A 20,107-nucleotide genomic window follows, 5' to 3' on the forward strand; every position below is an offset into this window, starting at 1 on the left:
AACCGGCCCCTGAGGGCCGGCCGTCTACAACGCTCAAATCAGCGCTTTACTTCCAGCTGGACGCCAGCACCGGCTGCAAGGCCGCCTGATAGTTGTCCGGCAGATTGACCTGGCCCGCTGCCGGCGGGTTGAACGCCGCCATCGCGTTGACCAGCGCCTGCACCTGGCTGGCCGCCAGCGCCTTGCCGTCGCCGGACTGGAGGGTCTCGACCTGGTTCGCGGCACTGCCGAACCAGTTATTGATCGACACCTTGTCGTCAGTGCCGATCACGCTGACCTCCAAGCTGGCACCCTGACGCTTGAACCACAGCTGATCGGCATTGACGCCCTGGCCGAACTTCAGCAGATCCTGGCCACCGGTGTCGGTAATGCCGTCCTGGCCATCACCACGCTCGAACAGATAGGTGTCGTTGCCATTGCCGCCCTCAAGCACGTCGTTGCCGCGGCCGCCACGCAAGGTGTCGTTGCCCTCTTCGCCGTACAAGCCGTCGTCGCCCGCCCCGCCTTCCAGCAGGTCGTTGCCGTTGCCGCCGTACAACGAATCGTTGCCGCCGTTGCCCAGCATCCAGTCGTTGACGTTGCCGCCGCGCAAGGTGTCGCCCAGTTCCATGCCCACCAGCGGCACGCCCTGTTGCATCAGCTGATCGGCCGTCCACTTCACACCGCTGGCGAAGGTGATCAGTTCGATCCAGTTGCTCTGGTCAGCAAACCAGTCTTTCACCGTCACGCTGTCCTGGCCGTTAATGTGGCGGAACACCATGTCGTTGCCGCTGCGCAGCACCTGGATGTCGGTTTCCTTGATGTCGGCGCCGAAGCGGATCTCGTCGCGGTAATCGCTGGCCGGCCGGTTCGGATCGCCCTTGTCGATGACCAGGTCCTGACCGTCGCCCAGGTTGAACAGATACAGGTCGCGCGCGTAACCGCCGGTCATGGTGTCGTTGCCGGTGCCGCCTTCGAACACATTGTTCCAAGTGGTGGACGAAACCGACATCAGGTCGTTGCCGGCGCCGCCACGCAGGGTATCGCCTTCTTCGCGCCAGTAGCCGCCCTCGCTGCCCACCAGAGTGTCGTTACCGTCGCCGCCTTCCAGCAAGTCGGCGCCGTTGCCTCCGTTCAGCAGATCGTTGCCGATCCCGCCGCGCAGCGTATCGTTGCCGTCTTCGCCAAACAGGCCGTCGTCGCCCGCCCCGCCTTCGATCAGATCATTACCAAGGCCACCATACAAGGAGTCGTTGCCGCCATTGCCCAGCATCCAGTCGTTGACGTTGCCGCCGCGCAAGGTGTCGCCCAGTTCCATGCCCACCAGCGGCACGCCCTGTTGCATCAGCTGATCGGCCGTCCACTTCACACCGCTGGCGAAGGTGATCAGTTCGATCCAGTTGCTCTGGTCAGCGAACCAGTCTTTCACCGTCACGCTGTCCTGGCCGTTAATGTGGCGGAACACCATGTCGTTGCCGCTGCGCAGCACCTGGATGTCGGTTTCCTTGATGTCGGCGCCGAAGCGGATCTCGTCGCGGTAATCGCTGGCCGGCCGGTTCGGATCGCCCTTGTCGATGACCAGGTCCTGACCGTCGCCCAGGTTGAACAGATACAGGTCGCGCGCGTAACCGCCGGTCATGGTGTCGTTGCCGGTGCCGCCTTCGAACACATTGTTCCAAGTGGTGGACGAAACCGACATCAGGTCGTTGCCGGCGCCACCACGCAGGGTATCGCCTTCTTCGCGCCAGTAGCCGCCCTCGCTGCCCACCAGGGTGTCGTTACCGTCGCCGCCTTCCAGCAAGTCGGCGCCGTTGCCTCCGTTCAGCAGATCGTTGCCGATCCCGCCGCGCAGCGTATCGTTGCCGTCTTCGCCAAACAGGCCGTCGTCGCCCGCGCCGCCTTCGATCAGATCATTGCCAAGACCGCCGTACAAGGAGTCGTTGCCGCCGTTGCCCAGCATCCAGTCGTTGACGTTGCCGCCGCGCAAGGTGTCGCCCAGTTCCGTGCCCACCAGCGGCACGCCCTGTTGCATCAGCTGATCGGCCGTCCACTTCACGCCGCTGGCGAAGGTGATCAGTTCGATCCAGTTGCTCTGGTCAGCGAACCAGTCTTTCACCGTCACGCTGTCCTGACCATTGAGGTGGCGGAACACCATGTCGTTGCCGCTGCGCAGCACCTGGATGTCGGTTTCCTTGATGTCGGCGCCGAAGCGGATCTCGTCGCGGTAATCGCTGGCCGGCCGGTTCGGATCGCCCTTGTCGATGATCAGGTCCTGACCGTCGCCCAGGTTGAACAGATACAGGTCGCGCGCGTAACCGCCGGTCATGGTGTCGTTGCCGGTACCGCCTTCGAACACATTGTTCCAAGTGGTGGACGAAACCGACATCAGGTCGTTGCCGGCGCCACCACGCAGGGTATCGCCTTCTTCGCGCCAGTAGCCGCCCTCGCTGCCCACCAGGGTGTCGTTACCGTCGCCGCCTTCCAGCAAGTCGGCGCCGTTGCCTCCGTTCAGCAGATCGTTGCCGATCCCGCCGCGCAGCGTATCGTTGCCGTCTTCGCCAAACAGGCCGTCGTCGCCCGCCCCGCCTTCGATCAGATCATTACCAAGGCCACCATACAAGGAGTCGTTGCCGCCGTTGCCCAGCATCCAGTCGTTGACGTTGCCGCCACGCAAGGTGTCGCCCAGTTCCGTGCCCACCAGCGGCACGCCCTGTTGCATCAGCTGATCGGCCGTCCACTTCACGCCGCTGGCGAAGGTGATCAGTTCGATCCAGTTGCTCTGGTCAGCGAACCAGTCTTTCACCGTCACGCTGTCCTGACCATTGAGGTGGCGGAACACCATGTCGTTGCCGCTGCGCAGCACCTGGATGTCGGTTTCCTTGATGTCGGCGCCGAAGCGGATCTCGTCGCGGTAATCGCTGGCCGGCCGGTTCGGATCGCCCTTGTCGATGATCAGGTCCTGACCGTCGCCCAGGTTGAACAGATACAGGTCGCGCGCGTAACCGCCGGTCATGGTGTCGTTGCCGGTACCGCCTTCGAACACATTGTTCCAAGTGGTGGACGAAACCGACATCAGGTCGTTGCCGGCGCCACCACGCAGGGTATCGCCTTCTTCGCGCCAGTAGCCGCCCTCGCTGCCCACCAGGGTGTCGTTACCGTCGCCGCCTTCCAGCAAGTCGGCGCCGTTGCCTCCGTTCAGCAGATCGTTGCCGATCCCGCCGCGCAGCGTATCGTTGCCGTCTTCGCCAAACAGGCCGTCGTCGCCCGCGCCGCCTTCGATCAGATCATTACCAAGGCCACCATACAAGGAGTCGTTGCCGCCGTTGCCCAGCATCCAGTCGTTGACGTTGCCGCCACGCAAGGTGTCGCCCAGTTCCGTGCCCACCAGCGGCACGCCCTGTTGCATCAGCTGATCGGCCGTCCACTTCACGCCGCTGGCGAAGGTGATCAGTTCGATCCAGTTGCTCTGGTCAGCGAACCAGTCTTTCACCGTCACGCTGTCCTGACCATTGAGGTGGCGGAACACCATGTCGTTGCCGCTGCGCAGCACCTGGATGTCGGTTTCCTTGATGTCGGCGCCGAAGCGGATCTCGTCGCGGTAATCGCTGGCCGGCCGGTTCGGATCGCCCTTGTCGATGATCAGGTCCTGACCGTCGCCCAGGTTGAACAGATACAGGTCGCGCGCGTAACCGCCGGTCATGGTGTCGTTGCCGGTACCGCCTTCGAACACATTGTTCCAAGTGGTGGACGAAACCGACATCAGGTCGTTGCCGGCGCCGCCACGCAGGGTATCGCCTTCTTCGCGCCAGTAGCCGCCCTCGCTGCCCACCAGAGTGTCGTTACCGTCGCCGCCTTCCAGCAAGTCGGCGCCGTTGCCTCCGTTCAGCAGATCGTTGCCGATCCCGCCGCGCAGCGTATCGTTGCCGTCTTCGCCAAACAGGCCGTCGTCGCCCGCTCCGCCTTCCAGCAGGTCGTTGCCGGCGCCACCGTATAACGTGTCGTTGCCGGAGCCGCCGAACAGGCTGTCGTTGCCTTCATTGCCAAACAACTGGTCATCGCCGGCCAGGCCGAAGATCACGTCATTGCCCTTGGCGCCCTTCAGCGTATCCGCGCCGTCGGTGCCGTTCAGGGTGACGGCGGCCAGGCTGATCAATTCCAGCAGGCTCCAGCTTCCGCCGTTGGCGAACACGATGCTGCCGGACCATGAGCTCTGCACCGACATGCCGGCCTGGATGGTGATGCTGTCCACGCCGTTGCTGTGACGCAGCACCACATCGTCGCCAATGCGCACCACGGCGATGTCGGTCACCGAAATCCCCACGCCGAAGCGGATCTCGTCGTAGCTGCTCCAAGCGAGGTTGACGCCCTTTTCGCCATAGCGAATGGTGTCCTGGCCGTCGCCCAGATTGAAGATATAGACATTGCGTCCCGCGCCGCCTTCCAGCACATCGTTGCCGGCACCGCCCTTCAGCGTGTCGTTGCCGCCGCGGCCAATCAGGGTGTCGTTGCCGGCGCCACCGTCCAGCAGGCTGCCGCCCGCGCCGCCAATCAACACATCATTGCCGGCGGTGCCGATGTAGATGCCGCTGGCCCACTGATTGATCTGCACTGAGGTCCAGCTGCTGCCGTCGGCGAACACCACGCCGCCCACCCAGTTGCTCTGGCTAGTGAACCAGCCCTGGATCAACACCGAATCCACGCCGTTGACGTGTTGCAGCAACACGTCGTCGCCAACGCGCACCACGGTAATGTCGGTCACCGAGATGCCGGCGCCAAAGCGGATTTCGCTCTGGTGGCTGACGCTGACGTTCAAGGAATTGTTGATCACCACGTCGCGGCCGTCGCCCAGATTGAAGACGTAGATGTCTTGGCTGCCGCCGCCCTTGAGGGTGTCGTTGCCCTTGCCGCCTTCCAGGATGGATACGCCGCCGCCTGCGCTGATCAGCACGTCGTTGCCGGCGCCGCCTTTCAGGGTGTCGTTGCCGCCACCGCCAATCAGCACATCGTCGCCGTCGCCGCCGTCCAGCAGGTCATGCCCCTTGCCGCCCTTGAGGACGTCGTTGCCGCTGGTGCCGATGAAAATACCCGCGGCAAACTGGTTGATCTGCACGGCGGTCCAGCTGCTGCCGTCGGCAAACACCACGCTGCCCACCTGGGACAGCTGGCTGCTGAACCAGCCCTGGATGCGCACCGAATCGCTGCCGTTGACGTGCTGCAGCACGATGTCGTCGCCGACGCGCACCACGGTGATGTCGGTCACAGCAATGCCCGCGCCGAAGCGGATTTCACTGCTCATGCCCACCGATACGTTCAGCGAGTTGTTGATGATGAGATCGCCGCCATCGCCCAGATTGAACACATAGATGTTCTGGTCCGCGCCGCCCTTCAGGGTGTCGTTGCCCTTGCCGCCGTCCAGGATCACCGTGCCGCTGCCGGTGGCGATCAGCACGTCGTTGCCGTTGCCACCGCGCAAGGTATCGTTGCCGCCGCCGCCAATCAGCGTATCGTCGCCGTCGCCGCCTTCCAGCAGATCGCTGCCGCTGCCGCCGTGGAAGGCGTCGTTGCCGCTGCCGCCCACATAGACGCCTTTGACGAACTGATTGATCTGCACTGAGGTCCAGCTGCCGCCGTCGGCGAACACCACGCTGCCCACCTGGGACAGTTGGTTGCTGAACCAACCCTGGATACGCACCGAGTCGCTGCCGTTGACATGCTGCAGCAACACGTCGTCGCCGACGCGCACCACGGTAATATCGGTCACCGAAATGCCGACGCCGAAGCGGATTTCACTGCTTACGCCCACCGACACGTTCAACGAGTTGTTGATGATCACATCGTTGCCGTCGCCCAGATTGAACACATAAATATTGTGTTCGCTGTCGCCCTTCAGGATGTCGTTGCCCTTGCCGCCTTCCAGGATGACCGTGCCGCTGCCGCTGCCGATCAGCACGTCGTTGCCGGCGCCGCCTTTCAGGGTGTCGTTGCCGCCGCCGCCGATCAGCGTATCGTCGCCGTCGCCGCCGTCCAGCAGATCGCCGCCCTTGCCGCCGGTCAGCACATCCTTGCCGCTGGTGCCGCCCGCGGCCACCACCATGGTCAACAGTTCGGCCGCGCTCCATTTGGAACCGTCGGCGAACACCACCACGCCGGCCCAGCCGGTCTTGTCGACCAGGCCGTTCTTGACGCGGATGCTGTCCTGGCCGTTGACGTGTTGCAACAGCAGGTCGTTGCCGGCGCGCAGCACGCGGATGTCCTTGGCGCTGATGCCGGCCTTGAAGCGGATTTCGTCGTTGGCGCTCAAGGCGGCAATCTTGCCTACCTGGGAGCCGTAGTTGATCAGATCCCGGCCGTCGCCCACGCCGAAGACGAAGGTTTCGCGGCCCTTGTTGCCGATCAGCACATCGTCGCCGGCGCCGCCTTCCATCGTGGTGTGGCCGCTGACGCCGCCTTGCAACTGATCGTCGCCGGCACCGCCCAGCAGAGTGTCCTCGCCGCCGTTGCCAATTAGGGTGTCGTTGCCGGCACCGCCGTCCAACAGGTCGGACTGGCCGGAGCCCAGCAGCAGATCGTCGTCATCGCCGCCGGTCTGCACTTCCAACAGTTTCTGCGCCAGTTCCGCGCCCAGCCAGACGCTGCCGTCGGCGAACACGATCTGGCCATGCCAGCCATGCTCCAGGCTAAAGCCCGCCTGAATGGTGATGGAGTCGCTGCCGTTGGCGTGGATCAGCACGATGTCGTCGCCCTGGCGCTCCACCCGGATGTCGTCCACCGAAATGCCGACGCCGAACACGATGCGGTCCTGCAAGGTCACGCTGACGTCCACGCCGTGCGCGGCGATCACGTCCGCACCGTCGCCCAGGCCAAATTGATAAATTTCCGCGCCGGCGCCGCCCACCAGGGTGTCGTTGCCCGCGCCGCCAATCAGCACGCTGACGCCCGCGCCGCCGCTGATCAGCACATCGTTGCCCAGGCCGCCGATCAGGGTGTCGTTGCCGCCGCCGCCGATCAGCGAATCATTGCCGGCGCCGCCGTCCAGCAGATCGCTGCCTTCCCAACCGATCAAGGTGTCGTTGCCGCTGCCGCCCAGCTGGGTCAGCTTGATGTCGGCCTGGGTCCAGACCACGCCTTCCGCGAACACGATTCGTTCGATCCGGCTGGACACGCTGGCGAAATAGCCTTCCACCACCAGGCGGTCGCTGCCGTTAACGTGGATCAGCACCAGGTTGTCGCCCTGACGGCTGACGCTGACGTCCTTGACCAGGATGTCGGCGCCAAAACGGATTTCGTCTTTCACCGACACGTCCAGGCCGCCGGTGTCGCGGATCACGTCCACGCCGTCGCCCAGATTGAACAGGTAGACATCGGCGCCGGCGCCGCCGATCAGCACATCGTTGCCACGGCCGCCGTGCAGCACATTGTTGCCGCTGCCGCCGTCCAGCGTATCGTCGCCGTCGCCGCCCAGTAGGGTGTCGTTGCCGTCTTCGCCAAACAGCTTGTCGTTGCCGGCGCCGCCGTCCAGCAGATCGTCGCCGCCGCGGCCGTTCAGCACGTCATTGCCGCCCAGGCCGATCAGATGATCCTTGCCCAACCAGCCATTGAGGATTTCCTTGCGCTCGCTGCCGGTCTGCACGATCACGCGCTGCGCCAGATCGTTAATGCCCCATTCGCCGCCGTCGGCGAACACGATGCGCTCGATCCAGAAGCTCTTGTCGGCGAACCAGCCCTTGATGGTGACCGCATCGTCGCCGTTGCGGTGCGACAACAGCAAATCGTCGCCCACATGCTCCAGCTGGATGTCTTCCGGGCGGATGCCCGGGCCGAAGCGCAGCTCGTCGCGATAGGCCGGATCCGTGTCCGCCGCGTCGCGCTTGTCCTGGGCGTTGTCGGTAATGGTGTCGAAACCATCGCCCAGATTGAACAGATAGATGTCCTTGTCCGCGCCGCCGATCAGGGTGTCGTTGCCCTCGCCGCCGGCCAGCACATTATTGCCGCTGCCGGCGTTGAGCAAATCGTCGCCCGCTCCGCCTTCCAGGGTGTCGTTGCCGGCGTAGCCGTTGAGCACGTCGTCGCCGGCGCCGCCCTGCAGCAGGTCATTGCCGTCATAGCCGTTCAAGGTGTCGTTGCCGGCGCCGCCCTTGAGCACATCGTCCTGCGGGCCTCCTTCCAGCACGCCGCCCAGGTCGCTGCCCGTTACGCTTGTCGTCATAACTTGTTTCCTTATCAATATTTGTTTGTGTCATCACGCACTACGATTTACTGCTTGCTACTACTCTTTCCGGTTCCACCGCCTAAGAACCTATTCAAAGTCTGCTGCGCTTCGGCGATACCGCGTTGAAAACCCCTTCGAAATGCTCATGTACCACTTGTACATTCCGCTTCCTCAGCGGTTTTCGCCTTGTCTCGCCCTTGCTCGCGAGACTTTGAATAGGCTCTAAGCCGACTTCACTCCGCCGGCAAACCCAACAACCGTCGATAGCCCGCCAAGCCCGCTTCCACGCTGTAGCGCGCCGCCGTCTCCCGCGCCGCAAGCCGCAAGCCGCCGCCGTCCGTCTCCAAGGCCGCCCCCACCTTCTCCGCCAATGCCGCCGCGTCGAAGAAGTCGGTCAGTTCGCCGTTCTCCCCGTCCCGGATCACTTCCCGCACCGGCGCGGTGTCCGACGCCACGATGCGGCAGCCGCTGGCCATCGCTTCCAGCAGGCTCCACGACAGCACGAAGGGATAGGTCAGGTAGACGTGAACGGCGGAGACTTGCAGCACCTGGCGGTAGACGTCGTACGGCACCTTGCCCAGGAAGTGCACCCGTTCCGGGTCCACCGGGTTTTCTCGCAGCAGTTTTTCGCGCCAGTGGGCGGCGTCGCGCGGCGCGCTGCCGTAGCTGACGCCGTCGCCGCCGACGATGACGATCTGGCTGTCCGGCCGTTGCCGCAGCAGCGCCGGCAAGGCGCGCATCAAGGTGTGGAAGCCGCGGTAGGGTTCGAGGTTGCGCGCCACGTAGCTGACGATGGGCTGGCCGGCGCGCAGCGTCCGGCCATTGGGCAGGGTCAGCGTCGCCGTCGGGTCCGGCCCCAGTTGGCCGCAGCGGATGCCTTCGTGCTGGATGCGCACGCTCGGCCGGTAGGCCGCCGGGTGCAGGCTGTGTTGCCAGTGGGTGGGGGTGACGCTGTGGTCGGCGTGTTCCAGGTTGAGCAGGTGCAAGGCGTTGCGCGCCCGCAGCCGCGCCGCGCCGTCCAGGCTCAGCGGGAATTCCGGGTCGAAGTCGGCGTCGGCACCGCGGCCGTGGTAGTAGTACTCGCTGTAGTGGATCAGCCGCGCCGCCGGGAACAGGTCTTTGAGGAACAGGGTTTCGCCCCAGCCGGGGTGGGCCAGGATGGCGTCCGGCCGGTAGCCGCGCTGTTGCAGCGGCTGCAAGGCGCGCAGCACTGCCTGGCCGTGCAGCACCGCGTCTTCGTAGCTGTGCAGATAGGGGTGGGTATGCCGGTGCGGGCCGCGGTGCGGCCGGTAGCGCAGCAGTTTGACGCCGGCCAGGCCGGGCGCGCTGTCGCGCCCCACCGCCAGCAGTTCGATGTCCGGCCGCTGTTTCAGGTGTTCGGCGATGTGGCGCAGTTGGCCGGGGAAGTTTTGGTGGATCAGCAGCAGTTTCATCTCAGCGCTCGCGCAGGCCTTCGCCAACATGCTGTTGCAGCGGACTCAGGAAGTAGTCGATCACCCGGCGCCGACCGGTCTTGATTTCCGCGCTCACCGCCATGCCGGCGCTGAGCCGCACTCGTGCGCCGTCGATGTTCAGGTGGTCTTGCTTGAGCCGGATCCGCGCCAGGAACACCAGGCCCTTCTTTTCGTCTTGCATCGCGTCGTGGCTGACGCTGTCCACCACGCCGTCCAGGTAGCCGTAGCGGGTGTAGGGGAAGCTTTCCACTTTGACGGTGGCCGCCTGCCCCGGCCGCACGAAGCCGATGTCCTTGTTTTCGATCTGCGCTTCGATTTCCAGGGTTTCGTCTTGCGGCACCACCGCCAGCAGCGGCTGGGCTTCGGTGACCACGCCGCCCACGGTGTGGATGGCCAGTTGTTGCACGCTGCCCGCCACCGGCGCGGTGAGCCGGGTCAGCGCCTGGCGCTGGCCGGTTTTCTTTTGGTCTTCGCCGTATTGGCGCATTTGTTCGCGCGCTTCGCGCAGTTTGTCCATCGCTTCGCTGCGGAAGTTGGCTTGCAGCGCGCTCAGTTCTTGTTGCTGGCCGGCGATGGCGGCGTTGAGTTCTTGCAGCCGGCTTTGCTGGCTGGCCAGGTCGCCGGTCTGTTCGATGCGCGCTTGCTGTTTGTCGAGGTAGGCGTGTTTGGAGATGAAGTTCTTGGCCAGCAGGTCTTGGTAGTCGTGTTCGCGCGCTTCGGCGATGCGGGCGGTGGCTTGCAATTTGCTCACTTGCTGGCGGGTGGTGGCGTGTTCGGCCTGGCGTTGGCGCAGGGTGGCGCCCAGCGCTTCGAGCTTGGCCTGGTAGCCGCGCCATTGGCCCAGCGCCAGGCTTTCTTCGGCCAGCCGCTGGCTGTCGGCGACGCCGGGGGTGGCCGGCAGTTGCGGCAGCCGGCCGCTGTCCAGCGCGTTCAGCAGCGCCTGGTAGCGCGCGGCGGCCAGCGCGGCGGCGGCGTGGGCGTCGTCGGCTTTTTGTTTGTCGGCGCTGGCGCCGGTGGCGTCCAGTTCGATCAGCACTTGCCCGGCCTTGACTTGCTGGCCGTCGCGCACGTGGATGGCTTTGACCACGCTGGGTTCCAGCGGCTGCAGGATTTTGGTGCGGCCGCCGCTGACGGTCTTGCCGCCGGCGACGGCGACGATGTCGAGCCGGCCCAGCGCGGACCACAGCAGCGCGATGAGGAATAGCGCGCCGATCAGGCGCATGCTCCACATCGGCAGCGGGGACGGCGGGCTGTCGGTCAGTTCCAGGTGGGCGGGCAGGAAGGCCAGTTCGTCTTCGCGCCGCGGCTGCGGGTCCAGTTGGTGGCGGATGGCCCAGTGCGCGGCAAAGGCTTGCCGGTAGCGCCGTGCGAAGTCGCGCAGCGCTTGCAGTTGGTGCTTCATGATGCGGGTTTATCCTTGTTGCAGGCTGTGCAGGCGGGCGTAGTAGCCGTCGGGCTGGCGAAGCAGGTCTTCGTGGCGGCCGCTTTCGACGATGCGGCCTTGGTCCATGGCGATGATGCGGCTGGCGCCGCGCACGGTGCTGAGGCGGTGGGCGATGATGAGCACGGTGCGGCCCTGGCAGATGGCGCGCATGTTTTGCATGATCGCGCGTTCGGATTCGTAGTCCAGCGCGCTGGTGGCTTCGTCCAGGATCAGGATGCGCGGGTTGCTGATCAGCGCGCGGGCGATGGCGATGCGCTGGCGCTGGCCGCCGGACAGGCTGGCGCCGTGTTCGCCCACCATGGTGTCGTAGCCTTCGGCCTGTTCCATGATGAAGTCGTGGGCGCCGGCCAGTTTGGCGGCGTGGATCACGTGGTCCAGCGCCAGCCCGGGTTCGGCCAGCGCGATGTTGTCGCGGATGCTTTGGTTGAACAGCAGGTTCTCTTGCAGCACCACGCCGATCTGCCGCCGCAGCCAGGCCGGGTCCGCCAGCGCCAGGTCGTTGCCGTCCACCAGCACGCGCCCGGATTCGGGCACGTACAGCCTTTGCACCAGTTTGGTCAGCGTGCTTTTGCCGGAGCCGGAGCGCCCGACGATGCCGATGACTTCGCCGGCCCGGATGTCCAGGCTCAGGCCGCGCAGGATTTCCGGGCCGTCCGGACGGTAGCGGAACACCACTTGGTCAAATTGGATACGGCCCTGGATCGCCGGCAGCGCCGCACGGCTGGCCGGCAGTTCGCTGCGGGTATTCAGGATGTCGCCCAGCCGTTCCACCGAGATGCCAATCTGCTGGAAGTCCTGCCACAGCTGCGCCAGCCGCACCACCGGCGCCGCCACTTGGCCGGCCAGCATATTGAAGGCGATCAGTTGGCCGACGGACAGCTCGCCGGCGATCACCAGCCGCGCGCCCAGCCACAGGGTGGCGACAGTGACCAGTTTCTGGATCAGTTGCACGCCGTTCTGGCCGATATTGGCCAGCCGGGTGACGCGGAAGCCGGCGGCCACGTAGGCGGCCAGCTGGTTGTCCCAGCGCCGGGTCATGTGCGGTTCCACCGCCATCGCCTTGATGGTGCCGATGCCGCCCACCGCTTCCACCAGGAAGGATTGGTTGTCGGCGCCGCGCGCGAACTTCTCGTCCAGCCGTCGCCGCAGCAGCGGGGTCAGCCCCGCCGACCATAGCGCGTAGCACGGCAGCGACACCAGCACGATCAGGGTCAGCCAGCCGCTGTAGTACCACATCACCGCCAGGAATACGAAGGAGAACAGCAGGTCCAGCACCGTGGTCAGCGCCTGACCGGTCAGGAAGTTGCGGATGTTGTCCAGCTCGCGCACCCGCGCCACGGTGTCCCCCACCCGCCGCGCTTCGTAGTAGGCCAGCGGCAGCGCCAGCAGGTGGCGGAACAGCCGCGCGCCCAGTTCCACGTCGATGCGGCTGGTGGTGTGGGCGAACACGTGGCTGCGCAGCGCCGACAACGCCACATTGAACAGCGACAGGATCAACAGCCCCACCGCGATCACGTCCAGGGTGTTGAAGGCGCGGTTGACCAGCACCTTGTCCATCACCACCTGGAAGAACAGCGGCGTCACCAGCGCGAACAGCTGCAACACCAGCGACACCGCCAGCACTTCCAGCAAGAGCTTGCGGTATTTGACGATGGCCGGCACGAACCAGGTGAAGTCGAACTTGGCCAGCGCCCCCGCCGCCGACGCGCGCGAGGCCAGCAGCAGCAGCCGGCCGGCGTAGCGCGCCGCCAGTTCCGCCTGGCTCAGCACTTGCGGCCGGCCGTGCTTGAGGTCGTGGATCAGCACTTTGTCGCCGTCGCAGCGGGCGATGATGAAGTGTTCGCCGTCCGGCCGCAGCGCCAGCGCCGGCAAGGCGGTCAGACTCAAGCGATCCGGGCTTTGTTTGACGATGCGGGCCTTAAGGTCCAGGCCTTTGGCGGCCAGCAGCAGGTCGGTTTCGCTGAAGGGTTCGGCCTGGCGGCCGTATTGGTGGGTGAGTTGCGCCGGGTCGGCGGCCACGCCGTGGAATTGGGCCAGCAGCACCAGGCCGAGCAAGCCCAAATCGCTGATGTTTGCGGAGGAGGCAGAACCGTCCGTATCCGTTTGAGCAAGCATAATGACCGATTGCATTTAATGATTTGGGGCACGATATGCCACACCACTACCCAATACAAGTAACACATTCACATTTTATTATGTGATTATTTAGCGCAATCAATAAGTGTTTGTTTGAAATAAAGCTTTTATTGCACCTGCAATGTTCTAAGTAAAACTACGCATTGACCGTGCCGAGCGCCAAATTGGGCGCCATTTGCCCTCATGCCGAATGTCATGCGAGCAAGGATTCCCCAAGCCGTCTAGATTGGTACAATAAGCGGCCCGTGACGCCCGCCCGCGACGGTCGTCCGCCTGATCACAAGCCCAGCGCCTGATTACTATCGCAAACAGGCCCCCAGAACACCCAGCATAGGCAGCAGATGACCAGTCCGAACCAGGCCGCCAATCCGGCGCCGACAGCCGAAGAACCGGTGCTCCGCGCCCCGGAAAACGAAAACACCCTGGCCACGCTAGCCATTCCGCTGGGCGAGACCATTCTGACGCTGACCGCCAATGGCACGCCCATTTACGGCATCTTGCAACGCAGCCGGGCCATGACCGAGCAATCCGACTTCTTCCGGCTGCAGTTTCGCGGCTACGCCCGCGCCGACGGCCACCGCTGGCAGTTGTTCGAGGGCGAGGACAGCCATTTCCAAGCCGCCCACAACTGCGCCTGGGTGCGGGTGGACCGGCCCAGCCGCACCGTCACCTTCGGCCCCAAAAGCGGCGTGCAGGCCAGCCCCGGCTTTGTCGGCACTGGACTGGACACTTTCCTGTTCGCCAGCGTCATCTCATGGGCCAAGGGCATTTGCCCGGATCACGCCATCAGCCCCGGCATGATCGCCATGAGCCAGACCTCGTCGGAGGAAGAACGGCTGCAGCGCAACGCCTTTTACGCCAGCCAGGGTTTTGAATTTGAATGGCAGGACGCCAACCAGCGTTCCGCGCTCTACTTCAAGGACAAGGTCAACAAGCTGCTGGGGGTGTGGAACAAGGAGCTGATCACCGAGGTGGGCGGCGAAGCGATGCTGCAATCTCTGGCTCGGCAGGACGAAACCCGCGCCGAGCTGGAACAGCGGCTGGAAAAGCTGGAAAGCGTGCACGACAACCTGAAACGGGCGCTGCAAAAAGAGCGCACCACCGCCCAAATCCTGACCGGGGTGCTGATCCTGTTCGCCATCTGCGGACTGTGGGCGGTGATCTAAGAGCCTGTTCACGATCTTTCTGAGTGATGGCTCCAAGGCCTGGAATCCGCTGCGTGGATGATAGTTTGCATTGCCGGGGCTGCCCGGCGGGCAGGAAGGGGAATTTGCGCGGCCAAATTCCCCTTCACCCCAAAGGCCGCCCTGCAAGCCTGGCCTACGGCTTCCCGCCGGTTCCCGTCAGTCCCGAGGCGCGGCTGAACTCGCACCGCGCTAGCGTCGCCGTGCTCGAACAAGCCGCCGCTTAAAACGTCGGGCCTGCCACCCGTCGGCAGGCTTGAAGGGACCAGGGGCGCGTCGAATACATGGTTTCCTACGTATCTAGCAACGGTTAAGCACATCTACAAAAGATCGTGAACAGGCTCTCAGAGCCCCCGTCCGGCTGCCCTGCCTTGACCCTCCCCTCCCCGTCGGCGACAATCCGCGGGCGCCGTTCTCATTAACGGCGCCGGGATTGGCGTCCCGTCCGCTTAAACCAACGGGCCTACGCAGCATGCTGCGCGGGCTGTTTTACCATGGCTGTGCCACTTGGCAGGCGCATGGTGGGAGAGTGCCATGCACTCACTGGTTTGGTTTAAGCCCGGTACGCCAATCCTGCCACGCGCCGGCCCAATACCTCGCTTTTCAGGCAGGCGGTTTATCTTGTGTCACCGCAGGAGAAACAGCATGTCCCCTATCCTACCCCGTCGCCGCCGCTACAAGCTGGCCGCCATCGAACAGCAGGAAAGCCTGCTCCCCTTTGTCCGCTACATCCCGGAGCGCCACTATCCACATTACTGGCAGATGCCCTCAGCCGGCGAAGACTTCGACGCCATGTGCGCCTATGACCGCGAATGCGCGGCCCATTTGCTGCAATGGCTGAAGGACAACCGCACCTACGTGCGGCCTGCTGAGCCGGGTAGCGCGCGACATCGACTTTGATGACCGCGAGCAGCGCGGCTATTGGATAGGCTTTTTCAATTATCTGGAGCAAATACTGTTCCTGGGCGCACAGCAGGTAAAGGTTTACCGCCACGTGGACAGCCAGCATCAGATGCATGCCGGCAAGACCATGCGCCGGCAGTTGGAGGAGCGCTTCGGCCGCATCGGCCGCTAAAACAAGGGGCGGCGGCCATTGCTGACCACCGTCCTACGCGTCACAGAGCGGAGCCTTGCGGGGCTTCGCCTCGCCTCCCGGCGAAGCTCAGGTCTGCGGCGCGCCGCCCAACACCTTGTAAACATCCGCCAGGTTTTTCAATTGCTCCTGACGCAGCCGGATCAGCGCGGACTCGCTGCCGCGCCGCGCCTTGGCCGCGTCCAGCCAGGTTTGCACGTCAACTGCCCCGGCGCGGTAGCGGCTTTCCGCCAGTTGTTCACTGCGCCGGTTCAAGGCCAGCGCGTCGGCTTGCAAGCGAGCGGAGCCTTGCAGCCGCTGACGCGTGCTCAGCGCGTTGTCCACCTCCTGATAAGCGCCGTACAAGGTCTTGCGGAAACTGACGGTTTCCAGCTCGTAATCGGCCTGGCTGCTCTTCAGTTGCAGGCCTAGCTTGCGCCACTCCAGGAAGGGCAAGGACAGGGAAGCGCCCAGCGCCAGCAGCGGGTTTTGCACCAGGCTGCTCAGCGCGCCGCTGCTGGAACCCAGCGAACCAGTCAGCTTCAGCGCCGGGAAGAAGGCGGCGCGCTCCTGATCCACCTTGGCCAGCTTGCCGCGCAAGCGCGCCTCCGCCGCCATCAGGTCCGGTCGGCGTTCCAGCAGGCGGCTGGGCAGGCCGGCGTCTATCGCCGGCAAAGCCGGCTCCAGCGGCAGCGCGGCGATAGGCGGCAGCGCCGCGCCGGACGGGTGGTCCAGCAACAGCGCCAAAGCGTTTTCCTTTTGCCCGCGCTCGTCGGCCAGCCCCAATAAGTCCGCCTGTTGACTCAGCACCGCGCTGCGCGCCTGGGTGACGTCCTGTTCGCTCGTCGCGCCGGCGCGCCATTTGGCTTCCGCCAGCGCCTGGATGCGGCGCAGGTCCGCCAGATCCGCCTGCCCCAGCGTCTGCCGCGCCTTCAGCGCGGCGATGTCCCAGTACAGGCCGGCGGCGGCGCTGTCCGACAACAGGCGGGCGGCGGCTTCGTCATAGGCGCTGGCGCGGAACTCCTGATCCGCCGCGCGCAAGCGCGCGTCCACCCGCCCCCATAGGTCCAGTTCATAACTGGTGCTCAAGCTGCCGCCGCTGCTGCGGCTCCAGACCGAGGATTCGCCCAGCGTGCGCTTGGCACCGGCATTGAGCTCACCGCTCAAGGAGGGCAAGGCGTCGCTGCGCTCCAAGCCTGCCGCCAGCTGCGCCTTGCGCAGTTTGAGCAGAGCAATGCTCAAATCCGGATTGCGGCTGCGCGCCTGCTCCAGCACCGCCAGCAAGCCGGCGTCGCCAAAGCCTTGCCACCAGCGCTCGCGGCTCATGTCCGCCTGGGTTTGGGTCGGGGAGCCGCGCCATTGCGCCGGTGCTTCCAGCGCCTGGCGCTGATACGGCGTGCTCTGGCAGCCGGCCAGCAACAGGGCCAGGCCCAAAACAGTGAGATTGGATTTCCAAAGCTTCAAACACTTACTCCCGCGCCAAGGCGTCGATCGGATTCAAACGCGCCGCGCTGCGCGCCGGCAGATAGCCGAACACCACGCCGATGGCGGTGGAGCACGCCACTGCCATCACGATGGCCTTCAGCGACAGGGCCATTTTCCACTTGCTGACCAAGAGCGCGAACACAAAGCTGATGCCGTAGGACAGGCCGATGCCTATGGCCCCGCCCACCAGGCAGACCAGCACCGCCTCGGTCAGGAATTGCTGCAACACGTCGGACTGACGCGCGCCCACCGCCATGCGGATGCCGATTTCGCGGGTACGCTCGGTCACCGACACCAGCATGATGTTCATCACGCCAATGCCGCCCACCACCAGTGAAATCACCGCGATCAAGGTCAGCAGCAGAGCGAGCGTGCGACTGGTGTTTTCCACCGTCTTCAGCACTTCGTCCATGTTGTAAGTGAAGAAGTCCTTGCTGCCGTGGCGCAGAGTCAGCAGATGGCTGAGCGCCTTCTCCGCCAGCGCGGTGGGCTGGCCTTCCTTGATGCGCACCACCATGTAGTCGAAATAGGCTTGCCCAAACAATCGGCTGCCGGCAGTGCTGTAGGGCATCCACATTTGCAGCGATTTGCCGCCGTAACCGTTTTCCTTGGTTTCCACCACGCCGATGACGGTGGCGGGCACGCTGCCCACCAGCACCACCTGGCCGATGGCTTCCGCGTCGGCGAACAGCTTACGGCGAGTGTTGTTGTCTATCACCACCACTTGGCGCTGCATGCGCACGTCGTCGCGGCTGAAGCCAAGGCCGGCGGCCATTTTCATGCCGCGCACACGGAAGAACGCGCTGTCCACGCCGGACACCGAGGCGTTGACGTCCACATTGCGGTAACGGATGCGCAGGCTGTTGGTGGTGACCGGCGACACGCTGTCAACATAGGGTTCCTCGCTCAGCGCGGCCAGATCGCCGGGCAGGAAGGTACGCACGCCGTCGGCCTTGTCGTCGCCCCAGTCCTTGCCGCGGTACACGGTGATGGTGTTGGTGCCGATGGAGCGGATGTCGTTCAGCACGTAATTGCGCGCGCCCTCGCCCACCGCGATGATGGATACCACCGAGGTGATGCCGATGATGATGCCCAGCATGGTGAGCACGGTGCGCAAGCGGTTGGCCAGCATGGCAAGCATGGCCATCTTGAAGGCTTCGCTCATGCGCTCGCGCCAGGCTGGCCCGGGCTTGGGCCGCCGCGGCTCGCGCTCGTCCGCCGCAGGGCGCGGCGCGTCGGCTGCGCTGTCGCGCAGGATCTCGCCGTCGCGGATTTCGATGATGCGCTCGGTCTGCGCGGCGATGGACGGATCGTGGGTGACGATGATGATGGTATGGCCGGCGGCGTGCAGCTCCTTGAGGATGTTCATCACTTCCTCGCCGCTATGGCTGTCCAGCGCGCCGGTGGGTTCGTCGGCCAGGATGATGTCGCCACCGTTCATCAACGCCCGCGCGATGGACACCCGCTGCTGCTGACCACCGGACAGCTGACCCGGACGGTAGTCTTCCTTGCCGGCCAGGCCCAGCCGCTCCAGCAACTGGCGCGCGCGCTCGCGCCGCGCTTCCTGGCTCATGCCGGCGTACACCGCCGGCATCGCCACATTGTCGATGGCGCTCAAATGCGGCAACAGGTGGTAGCGCTGGAAGATGAAGCCGAAGTGCTCGCGCCGCAGCGTGGCCAGCTGGTCCTTGTCCAGCGCGCCCACGTCGCGCCCGCCCACCTGGTAGCGACCGGCCGACGGCTGGTCCAGGCAGCCCAGGATGTTCATCAGCGTGGACTTGCCGGAACCGGAGGCGCCGATGATGGCCACCATCTCGCCGGCGCGGATATCCAGGCTGACCTCCTTGAGCACCGCCACCTCTTCATCCCCGGACGGAAACCGGCGCCACACTCCAGACAGCGTTAGGCTGGCTCCGCTCATGCGCTCACCATCACGCCGCCGCTGGGTTCTTCTTCCTTGCCGCCAGCTTCGCTGGTCACCACTTTCTCGCCGGCTTTCAAGCCGTCCAGGACCTGCACTCGGGTGGTGGTCTTCAGGCCGATGCGCACCTGCCGCTCATGCAGCTGGCCGTCCTTGCCCTGCACCTTGACGCTGTAACGACCATCCTTGCCGGCCGCGCCCAAAGCGCTCAGCGGAATGCTCAAGGCCTGCTTGGATTCCGCCAGCACGATGCTGATCTGCGCGGTCATGTCCACGCGCAGCTTGCCGTCAACGTTCTTCACGTCGAACAAGGCCTTGTAGAAGTTGGCGTTGTTGATTTTTTCCGGCGTGGGGAGAATCGCGCGCAGCTTGCCGCGGATAGGCCGATCCGGTGCGCCCAGCACGGTGAAATACACCGGTAGCCCGGCCTTGACGCGGATCACGTCGGCCTCGGCCACCTGGGCATGCACCGTCATCGTGCTCAAGTCCGCCAGTTTCAGGATCACCGGCACCGTCTGGCTGGCGATCACGGTCTGGCCCTGCTGGGTAACGATTTCGATCACCTCGCCGTCCATAGGCGCGGTAATGCGTGTATAGCCCAGCGTGGTGCGATTCTTGTCGATCTGGAAGCGGTTCTGGCGAATCTGCGCCTGCAGGTCGTCCAGTTCCGCCATCTGGGTCTGGTAGGCGGTTTCCGCCGTCAGCAGGTCTTTTTGCGAGGTAGAGCCTTCGCCCATCATCTGCTTCTGGCGCGCCAGTTCACGCTCGGCCTGGCGCAGCGTGGCCTGCTTACTGCGCAGCTGGGCTACGCGAGACTCCAATTGAGCCTCGGAAGCCTTCAGGTCGTTGAGGCTGTTCTCTGGGTCGATCTCGGCCAACAGTTCGCCCTTGCTGACGTGGTCGCCCGCCGCCACGTTCAGCGTTTTCAGCTGCCCGCTGGCCTGGGCGCCCACATCCACCTGTCGCAGCGGTTTCAACACACCACTGGCCAGCACCACGTCTTCCAGGTCGGCGCGGGTGACTTCCGCGGTCAGCACCTGAGGCGCCGGCTTGGGCGCCAGCCACAGCCAAAGCCCCCAGCCGGCCAGCGCCAAAACCGCGGCCAGCGCGATGCCGTTGCGCCATGGCCTCCGGCCTAGGCCGATGCGGCTTCGACCTCGCAACGATCCAATCAAATACAGAGGCAACAACAACTTACGAATCCAACGCTTCCAAAGTGTCAT

General features: G+C 64.7%; 9 protein-coding genes. 2 read left to right on the forward strand and 7 right to left on the reverse strand.

What is annotated here, in order from left to right; translation table 11 throughout:
- Positions 1-46: 46 nt before the first annotated feature.
- The 4 genes from GYH29_RS14075 to GYH29_RS14090 form a co-directional block, all read right to left on the reverse strand.
- Complete coding sequence (locus GYH29_RS14075) at positions 47-8,185, reverse strand: calcium-binding protein (protein WP_161523984.1); 8,139 nt, start codon at positions 8,183-8,185, stop codon at positions 47-49.
- A 236-nt stretch (positions 8,186-8,421) separates the two neighbouring features.
- The gene (locus GYH29_RS14080) at positions 8,422-9,621 is read right to left on the reverse strand and encodes a glycosyltransferase family 4 protein (protein ID WP_161523985.1); all 1,200 of its coding nucleotides are present in this window, start codon (positions 9,619-9,621) and stop codon (positions 8,422-8,424) included.
- A 1-nt stretch (position 9,622) separates the two neighbouring features.
- The gene (locus tag GYH29_RS14085) at positions 9,623-11,044 is read right to left on the reverse strand and encodes an HlyD family type I secretion periplasmic adaptor subunit (protein WP_161523986.1); all 1,422 of its coding nucleotides are present in this window, start codon (positions 11,042-11,044) and stop codon (positions 9,623-9,625) included.
- Between the two features lie 9 nt (positions 11,045-11,053).
- Positions 11,054-13,201, reverse strand: a complete 2,148-nt coding sequence (locus GYH29_RS14090; RefSeq protein WP_161523987.1) for a type I secretion system permease/ATPase — start codon at positions 13,199-13,201, stop codon at positions 11,054-11,056.
- 362 nt (positions 13,202-13,563) lie between these two features.
- Between GYH29_RS14090 and GYH29_RS14095 the strand changes: the two genes are divergently transcribed.
- The gene (locus tag GYH29_RS14095; protein ID WP_019101221.1) at positions 13,564-14,388 is read left to right on the forward strand and encodes a hypothetical protein; all 825 of its coding nucleotides are present in this window, start codon (positions 13,564-13,566) and stop codon (positions 14,386-14,388) included.
- 663 nt (positions 14,389-15,051) lie between these two features.
- Entirely contained in the window at positions 15,052-15,306 is a 255-nt protein-coding gene (locus tag GYH29_RS14100; protein ID WP_019101222.1) for a hypothetical protein, read from the forward strand.
- A 262-nt stretch (positions 15,307-15,568) separates the two neighbouring features.
- On the opposite strand, the gene GYH29_RS14105 is transcribed toward GYH29_RS14100, so the two are convergent.
- The 3 genes from GYH29_RS14105 to macA are packed head-to-tail and all read right to left on the reverse strand — an operon-like array spanning position 15,569 to position 20,077.
- Positions 15,569-16,942, reverse strand: a complete 1,374-nt coding sequence (locus GYH29_RS14105) for an efflux transporter outer membrane subunit (protein ID WP_161523988.1) — start codon at positions 16,940-16,942, stop codon at positions 15,569-15,571.
- Positions 16,943-16,946: 4 nt separating this feature from the next.
- Complete coding sequence (gene macB / locus GYH29_RS14110; RefSeq protein ID WP_019101224.1) at positions 16,947-18,884, reverse strand: macrolide ABC transporter ATP-binding protein/permease MacB; 1,938 nt, start codon at positions 18,882-18,884, stop codon at positions 16,947-16,949.
- Positions 18,881-20,077: a macrolide transporter subunit MacA gene (gene macA, locus GYH29_RS14115; protein ID WP_232060401.1), complete on the reverse strand. Its 1,197-nt coding sequence runs from the start codon at positions 20,075-20,077 to the stop codon at positions 18,881-18,883. Before macA ends, macB begins: the two co-directional genes overlap by 4 nt.
- Positions 20,078-20,107 lie beyond the last annotated feature (30 nt).

Source organism: Chromobacterium haemolyticum, from assembly GCF_009936155.1.
Classification (GTDB): domain Bacteria; phylum Pseudomonadota; class Gammaproteobacteria; order Burkholderiales; family Chromobacteriaceae; genus Chromobacterium; species Chromobacterium haemolyticum.

Bases quoted from the DNA above. Each gene is read 5' to 3' on its own strand.
- GYH29_RS14100 (WP_019101222.1), top strand. From the start codon at position 15,052: ATGTCCCCTATCCTACCCCGTCGCCGCCGCTACAAGCTGGCCGCCATC.
- GYH29_RS14085 (WP_161523986.1), bottom strand. From the start codon at position 11,044: ATGAAGCACCAACTGCAAGCGCTGCGCGACTTCGCACGGCGCTACCGG.
- GYH29_RS14095 (WP_019101221.1), top strand. From the start codon at position 13,564: ATGACCAGTCCGAACCAGGCCGCCAATCCGGCGCCGACAGCCGAAGAA.
- GYH29_RS14075 (WP_161523984.1), bottom strand. From the start codon at position 8,185: ATGACGACAAGCGTAACGGGCAGCGACCTGGGCGGCGTGCTGGAAGGA.
- macB (WP_019101224.1), bottom strand. From the start codon at position 18,884: ATGAGCGGAGCCAGCCTAACGCTGTCTGGAGTGTGGCGCCGGTTTCCG.
- GYH29_RS14080 (WP_161523985.1), bottom strand. From the start codon at position 9,621: ATGAAACTGCTGCTGATCCACCAAAACTTCCCCGGCCAACTGCGCCAC.
- GYH29_RS14090 (WP_161523987.1), bottom strand. From the start codon at position 13,201: ATGCTTGCTCAAACGGATACGGACGGTTCTGCCTCCTCCGCAAACATC.